Source organism: Actinophytocola sp. (genome assembly GCF_050699915.1).
Taxonomy (GTDB): domain Bacteria; phylum Actinomycetota; class Actinomycetes; order Mycobacteriales; family Pseudonocardiaceae; genus Actinophytocola.
In genome coordinates, this window is record NZ_JBOHGA010000300.1 from 1 (window position 1) to 6,267 (window position 6,267).

Below are 6,267 nucleotides of genomic sequence, written 5' to 3' on the forward strand. Positions count from 1 at the left end.
ACGCGCGGCTGCAGCGCTCCGCGCACGGCGCCCGGCTCACGGGCAACGCGATCCGGTTCTGGACCGAGGAGCTGAACCGGCTCGAGCCCGTGGCGGCCGGCGTGCGGGGCGAGCGGCGCACGGCGAGCCTGCGGTCGGTCGCGATGGACACCGCGGTGCACGTGATCGCCGGCCGGCACGGGGTGAGTGCGGCGACGGTGTACCTCGCCGCCACCGCCGGGCTGCTCGGCGCGCTCACCGGCGCCCGGGTGGCGGGGCTGCGCACGGTGGTGAGCAACCGGTTCTACCCGGACCGCCGCGACGTCGTGGCCGCGATCGCCCAGGACGGCGTGCTGGTGCTGGACCTCGCGGCGCCGACGTTCGGCGACCTGGTCCAGCTGGCCCGGCGGGAGACGATGCGCTCGCACCGGTTCGCCCGCTACGACCCGGACCTGCTCGCGGACTCGGTGTCCACGGCGCCGTTCGCGTGCTTCGACGACTCCCGGTTGTTCCGCCGCGACGTGCCCGCACTGCCCGAGGAGTCGGCGCTGCGCGCCTCCGCCGAGCGGTCCTCGCTGACCTGGTCGCGTACGCCGGACCGCAACGCGTTCGCCGTGCTCGTCGACGGCACCGGAGTGACCGTGCGGGCCGACACCGGGCTGATGGCGGAGGCCGACCTCGACCGCTGGCTGCGCGCACTGGAGGGGCTGCTGATCTCCGCCGCCTACCGGGACGTGGCGACGGGCGAGCTCGCGGCGCTGCTGGGCCGGATCGGCCGGCGGCCCGCATAGCCCGCGTTTCGGTGGACCTTCGCCGGGTACGTCGTGGCCGGCAAGGAATTCGAGGCGAAGGAGTTTGAGATGTCCGAGCGCAGCGGCCCGGCCGAGGGCGTCAAGGGCGCCGTCGAGGACGTGAAGGGCCGGCTCAAGGAGGCCGCAGGCGCGATCTCCGGCGACGACTCGAAGGTGCGCGAAGGCCGGGCGCAGCGGGACAAGGGCGAGGCCCAGCAGGAGGTCGCCGAGAAGGAGGCGGCCGCCGAGCGGGCCCGCGCGGAGGCCGACATGCACGAGGCTCGGGAGCGGTCTCACCAGGACCGATGAGACGGTTTCCGACGGCGCCGGTGGCTCTGCCACCGGCGCCGTCACGTGTGTGGGCCGAGGTTTGTAGGCTGATCGCCTCGCGAGACGGCTGGAGGCGATGTGGGTTCTTCGGATCTGCTGACGGTGGACGTCGACGCCCGGGGCAGCGCCGTGGTCGTCGCCGTCCGCGGCGAGCTGGACCTCGCCACGGTGCCCGTCCTGCGTGACCGCCTCGACTCGGTCGCCGAGCTGACCACCGCCCAGTCGCCCCTGGTCGTCGACCTGTCCGGAGTGACGTTCATCGGCTCGGCAGGACTCGCTCTGCTCGTCGAGCTGAACGACTCGTGCCGCGAGCGCGGCATCCCACTGGCCCTGGTCGCGACCGGCAGCGTGGTGCCCCGCGCCATCCACGTCACCGCGCTGGACCAGGTCCTCTCCGTGCACGCCTCGCTGGCCGACGCCCTCGGCGAACAGGGCTGACGCCGCCGGTCAGCCCCCCAGCTCGGCCACCCCGGCCAGCAGTCGGTCCACATCGGACTCATCGGTGTAGGGGGCGATGCCGGCGCGGACGGCGCCGGTCGTGCCCAACCCCAGGCGCTCGGCGCATTCCCAGGCGTAGAACGTGCCGGCAGGCGCGTTGACGCCGCGCTCTGCAAGACCCCGGTACATCTGCGCCGGCGTCCGGCCCGCGACGTTGAACAGCGCCGTCGGCGTGCGGCGGCGGTCCGGGTCTCCGTAGCCGGTCACCGCCGGGATCGACGCCAGCCCGGCCTCCAGCCGGTCCAGCAGCACCGCCTCGTGCTTGGCCAGCGTGGTCATCGACTCGACGAGGCGCCGGCGGCGGTTGCCGGTGCCCGGCACCAGGTTCGCCAGGAAGTCGATCGCCGCGGTGGTGCCGGCCAGCAGCTCGTAGGGCAGCGTGCCGAGCTCGAACCGTTCCGGCACGGTGTCCGGCATGGGGCGCAGCTTGTCCGGCCGCAGCGCCTCCAGCACGTCGGCCGAGGCGTGCAGCAGTCCCAGGTGCGGGCCGAGGAACTTGTACGGCGAGCAGGCGAAGAAGTCCGCTCCCAGCGCGGTGAAGTCGACCAGGTCGTGCGGCGTCAGGTGCACACCGTCCACATAGGTCAACGCGCCGAGCCGGCGGGCGGCGGCCGCGATCGCCGGCACGTCCGGGCGGGAGCCGAGCAGGTTCGACGCGGCGGTGACCGCGATCAGCCGGGTGCGCGGCGAGAGCACCGCCTCGACGTCGGCCGGGGTCAGCATGCCGGTGGCCGGGTCGAAGTTCGCCCAGCGCAGGCTCGCCCCGGACGCCGCGGCCGCCTGCACCCACGGGCGGACGTTCGCGTCGTGGTCGAGGCGGGTCACCACGATCTCGTCGCCCGGGCCCCAGTTCTTGGCGAGCGTGCGGGAGAAGTCGTAGGTCAGCTGGGTCATGCTCCGGCCGAAGACGATGCCGCCCGCCGTGCCGCCCACGAGGTCGGCCGCCGCCGTCCGCGCCGCCGCGACGATCTCCTCCGCCCGCTGCTCGGCCTTGGTCACCGTGCCTCGGTTGGCGACCGCGGCGCGCAGCGCACCGGCGACCGCGTCGGCGACCACGGCCGGAGTCTGCGATCCGCCCGGCCCGTCGAAGTGGGCGGCGCCTTCGGAGAGCGCGGGAAACTCGGCACGTACGGCGGCAACGTCATAGACCATGCCAAGAACCTAGGGGCGGCGGCCGAGAAAGGCGAGAAGTTGATCACTCGGCTTCGCCCGCGCGGGCAGCTCGACCGGCGCGGCGAAGCGGGCCGGCCGGTCCGCCTCGCTCACCAGAAACCGTGACAGCGCAAGCATCTCCGCCGCCAGCGCGGGCGGGATGGGCCGACCGCGGCCGACCGCGCACGCCACGTCCCAGCCGTGCACGGCCACCTCCAGCGCGCCGACCGTGGCCACGATCCCGGTGGTCAGGTCGGCGTCGCCGACCCGCACCGCGGTCCTCGTCGTGTGCGTCCACGCGGACAGCAGGCAGCTCGCCCGGTCGCGCAGCACGGCCACCGGGTCGGCCGAGGGCTCGGCGGCGGTGGCGAGGGAGACGTGCCCGGATGTGGCCTCCTGCAGGGCCACCAGGGACTCGTCGAGGTGGGCGAGCAGCTGGCGCAGGTTCCAGTCGCCGCACGGCGTCGGCGCGGTCAGCTCCACGCGTGGCACCTCGTGCAGTACGCCCAGCAGGTAGTTGATCGCGCGTTCCAGCAGGCCGACCCCACCGAGCAGCGGGGCCGGCGCGTGGTCGGCGGTCATCGGGTGCTCGGCAGGCCGAACGTGTCGAACAGGCGGAGGTCGAAGAAGGACACCACGTGTGAGAAGGCCGACCCGGTGACCGTGAGCACCTGCAGGCAGAACGGCCGGAACACGCCGTCCTCGCCGCGCAGGTACATCCCCAGCGCGGGCGTGCCGTTCGCCGAGGTCGGCTCGACCCGGAAGTCGCCGGGCCCGCCCGGGCACTGGCCGGCGAGGTGGCGCGCGACCCGCTCCGGGCCCTGGAACCAGGTGGCGAACGGCGGCATCTCCCACACCGCGTCCTGCGCGAGCAGCGACACGATCGCGTCGATGTCCTTGCGCTCGAACGCCGCCACGTAGCGCGCCAGGAGCTCCTTCGTCCGCTCCTCGTCGGGCTCGGTCACCGACTCCGGCGTCGGCGCGACCTCGTCCAGCTGTGCCCGCGCCCGCTGCAGCGCGCTGTTCACCGCCGCGGTCGTGGTGTCCAGCAGCTCGGCCACCTCGGCGGCCCGCCACGCCAGCACGTCCCGCAGGATCAGCACCGCGCGCTGGCGCGGCGGCAGATGCTGCAGCGCCGCGACGAACGCGAGCCGCATGCTCTCCCTCGAGGTGACGACGGCGGCCGGGTCGGCGGCCGGGTCGGTGGTCGAGTCGGTGCCGGACGGCATCGGCTCCAACCACGGCACCTCCGGCCGCTCCTCGAGCGACTGCCCGGCGCCCTCGCTCGGGCCGCCCAACCCGGCGGGCAGCGGCCGGCGGCCCCGGCTCTCCAGCGCGGTCAGGCACGCGCTCGTGGCGATCCGGTACAGCCACGTGCGCAGCGTCGAGCGGCCCTCGAACCGGTCGAACGCGCGCCAGGCCCGCAGGTACGTCTCCTGCACCAGGTCCTCGGCGTCGTGCACCGAGCCGAGCATCCGGTAGCAGTGCGCCAGCAGCTCGCGTCGGTACGGGTCGGCCTGGCTCGGGAAGTCCGGCTCCACCGGCTTGTCGGCGACGGTCACGGCGGGCTCCTCTCGGTTCGGCCTACCACAGTTAAGACCAGACCGACGCGGGAAACTCATCGGCGGCCGGTCGAGTTCCTCGGCGATGATGTCCTCGCCTGCCGGTGAGCTCTCGAGGAGGAGTCGATGACGAAGGTGGTCTGCGGCATGTCGATGTCGCTCGACGGGTACGTGACGGGGCCGAACGACAGCCGCGAGCACCCGCTCGGCGAGGGCGGCGAGCCGCTGCACCACTGGTTGTTCAGTCCGTACCAGACCGAGCCCGACGCCGAGGTGATCGGCGAGATGCTGGCCGGCGTCGGAGCGGTCGTGATGGGCCGCCGCTCGTTCGACTTCTGCGAGGGCGAAGGCGGCTGGGGCGACGGCGGCCCGGCCGGCGACGTGCCGTGCTTCGTGGTCACCCACCGCCCGCCGCCGGCGCACGCCGCGTCGGTGTTCACGTTCGTCGATGACGTGCCCAGCGCGATCGAGCAGGCCAAGGCGGCCGCCGGGGACAAGGTGGTCGGCATGCACGGGGCGACCACCACCCAGCAGGCGCTCGCGGCCGGGCTGCTCGACGAGCTGCAGATCCACCTGATCCCGATCCTCCTGGGCGGCGGCGTGCGGCTGCTCGAACACCTCGGCGACGAGACGATCGAGCTGGAGCCGCTGCGGGTGGTCGGCACCCCGCGGGCGACGCACCTCCGCTACCGGGTCTTGCGCTGAGGGTGGTGCGCTGAGGTACGGGCCGAGGGGAACGACGTTCGGGCGGTCCCGGGAGGCGGACCGGACCGCCCGAACGTCGCTGTTGGAGCCGGACGACCCGCCCCCTGGCCGGGCCGTCCGGGGATTCAGTTGTCGTTAGGTCTGTGCCGGACGACCCGTCGCGTCGTTGGGCCGGGCGGTCCGGGGATTCAGTTGTCGTTAGGTCTGTGCCGGACGACCCGTCGCGTCGTTGGGCCGGGCGGTCCGGGGATTCAGTTGTCGCTAGGTCTGTGCCGGACGACCCGTCGCGTCGTTGGGCCGGGCCGTCCGGAGTTCGGTTACGCCGCCAACGCTGGCAGCTCGGTGGCGTGGGTTGATCGGGAGGCGCGGGAGGCGGTCAGGCTTGCCTCGCAGGCGGCGACGAGTTGGTGGTCGGCGCGGGTGGTGGCGCCTCGGTGGCACCGGGGGCAGTGCAGCGCGACCGAGCCGGTCACCTCGTCCACCGCGATCTCCAGCGCTCGCCGGCACGGGCGGCACCAGCGGTGCCCGGTGACCGGGATGACGTGCAGGTCGCTGTGGCTGCACTCGTGGATCCAGCGGCGGTGCACGCGGCAGGTCAGCCGGTCCAGCGGGTCCAGCCAGCCGGTGTCCTCGGCCTGGTCCTCAGCGGCCAGTGCGGTGGCGAGTGTGCTGGCGAGTGTGCTGGCGAGGGTGCACGTCGGCAGGGTCGGCTCGGTCCGGTTCTCGACCAGGGTCAGCGTGGTGGCCATCGGACTTTCCTTCCCTACTGGGTGCTGTCATAGACACGTCGAACCACCCTCGCCGGAAACGACATCCGGTCACGAAAAAGCCACAGAAACTTCTGGCGACGGCTCGACGACCACCCACCGCACTCGCCGGGTCACGTCCTGGCGAGCTTCGCCGCCGCCTCGTCGATCGCGGCGGGGGAGAGCACGGCGTCCGCGGCCAGGCCCGCCATGCCGACGAGCGAGGCGTCCTCGCCGAGCACGGCCGGCCCGACGTCCAGCCCGCGCGCCGCGACCTCGTGCGCCTGCTGCCCGAGCGTCTCCAGCAGCCCCGCCCGGAACGGCTCGAGCGACCCGATCTCCCCGCCGACCCGGACGCGATGCGGGTTGAGGATCGTCACGACCGTGGCCAGCACCGTGCCCAGCAGCCGGCCCGCGTCGCCGGCCAGCGCCACCGCCCGCGGCTCGCCCGCCTCGACCCGGCGCACCACGTCCGGCAGCGCGCGCACCCCGTCCGCGCGCAGC

Annotated in this window: 9 protein-coding genes; 4 read left to right on the forward strand and 5 right to left on the reverse strand. The window is 73.8% G+C overall.

Annotated elements, in window-relative coordinates; genetic code table 11:
- The 3 genes from ACRDSK_RS30770 to ACRDSK_RS30780 all read left to right on the forward strand — a co-directional run.
- Positions 1–770: hypothetical protein (locus ACRDSK_RS30770; RefSeq protein WP_431444903.1), on the forward strand; the 770-nt coding region annotated here is incomplete at its 5' end.
- 69 nt (positions 771–839) lie between these two features.
- Positions 840–1,079 (forward strand): microaggregate-binding protein 1, encoded by a 240-nt coding sequence (mbp1, locus tag ACRDSK_RS30775; RefSeq protein ID WP_431444904.1) that lies wholly within the window; start codon positions 840–842, stop codon positions 1,077–1,079.
- Positions 1,080–1,178: 99 nt separating this feature from the next.
- Positions 1,179–1,538, forward strand: a complete 360-nt coding sequence (locus ACRDSK_RS30780) for an STAS domain-containing protein (RefSeq protein ID WP_431444905.1) — start codon at positions 1,179–1,181, stop codon at positions 1,536–1,538.
- 9 nt (positions 1,539–1,547) lie between these two features.
- Here the strand turns inward: ACRDSK_RS30780 and ACRDSK_RS30785 are convergent, their stop codons facing one another.
- Genes ACRDSK_RS30785 through ACRDSK_RS30795 form a run of 3 tightly spaced genes read right to left on the reverse strand, consistent with a single transcriptional unit; the run spans position 1,548 to position 4,312 of the window.
- Entirely contained in the window at positions 1,548–2,750 is a 1,203-nt protein-coding gene (locus ACRDSK_RS30785; protein WP_431444906.1) for a cysteine desulfurase-like protein, read from the reverse strand.
- 9 nt (positions 2,751–2,759) lie between these two features.
- A complete protein-coding gene (locus tag ACRDSK_RS30790; RefSeq protein ID WP_431444907.1) occupies positions 2,760–3,332 on the reverse strand; it encodes a TIGR03086 family metal-binding protein in 573 nt (190 codons plus the stop codon).
- Positions 3,329–4,312 carry a sigma-70 family RNA polymerase sigma factor gene (locus ACRDSK_RS30795; protein ID WP_431444908.1) on the reverse strand — a complete coding sequence of 328 codons (984 nt, stop codon included), beginning with the start codon at positions 4,310–4,312 and terminating at the stop codon, positions 3,329–3,331. Before ACRDSK_RS30795 ends, ACRDSK_RS30790 begins: the two co-directional genes overlap by 4 nt.
- 126 nt (positions 4,313–4,438) lie before the next feature.
- Between ACRDSK_RS30795 and ACRDSK_RS30800 the strand changes: the two genes are divergently transcribed.
- Positions 4,439–5,017, forward strand: coding sequence for a dihydrofolate reductase family protein (locus ACRDSK_RS30800; protein WP_431444909.1), 579 nt, complete (start codon positions 4,439–4,441; stop codon positions 5,015–5,017).
- A gap of 317 nt (positions 5,018–5,334) precedes the next feature.
- On the opposite strand, the gene ACRDSK_RS30805 is transcribed toward ACRDSK_RS30800, so the two are convergent.
- Positions 5,335–5,766 carry a hypothetical protein gene (locus ACRDSK_RS30805; protein WP_431444910.1) on the reverse strand — a complete coding sequence of 144 codons (432 nt, stop codon included), beginning with the start codon at positions 5,764–5,766 and terminating at the stop codon, positions 5,335–5,337.
- Between the two features lie 131 nt (positions 5,767–5,897).
- On the reverse strand, positions 5,898–6,267 hold a 370-nt coding region (locus ACRDSK_RS30810), incomplete at its 5' end, for an ROK family protein (RefSeq protein WP_431444911.1).

Coding starts and splice junctions, on each gene's coding strand:
- mbp1 (WP_431444904.1), top strand. CDS start 840: ATGTCCGAGCGCAGCGGCCCGGCCGAGGGCGTCAAGGGCGCCGTCGAG.
- ACRDSK_RS30785 (WP_431444906.1), bottom strand. CDS start 2,750: ATGGTCTATGACGTTGCCGCCGTACGTGCCGAGTTTCCCGCGCTCTCC.
- ACRDSK_RS30790 (WP_431444907.1), bottom strand. CDS start 3,332: ATGACCGCCGACCACGCGCCGGCCCCGCTGCTCGGTGGGGTCGGCCTG.
- ACRDSK_RS30800 (WP_431444909.1), top strand. CDS start 4,439: ATGACGAAGGTGGTCTGCGGCATGTCGATGTCGCTCGACGGGTACGTG.
- ACRDSK_RS30805 (WP_431444910.1), bottom strand. CDS start 5,766: ATGGCCACCACGCTGACCCTGGTCGAGAACCGGACCGAGCCGACCCTG.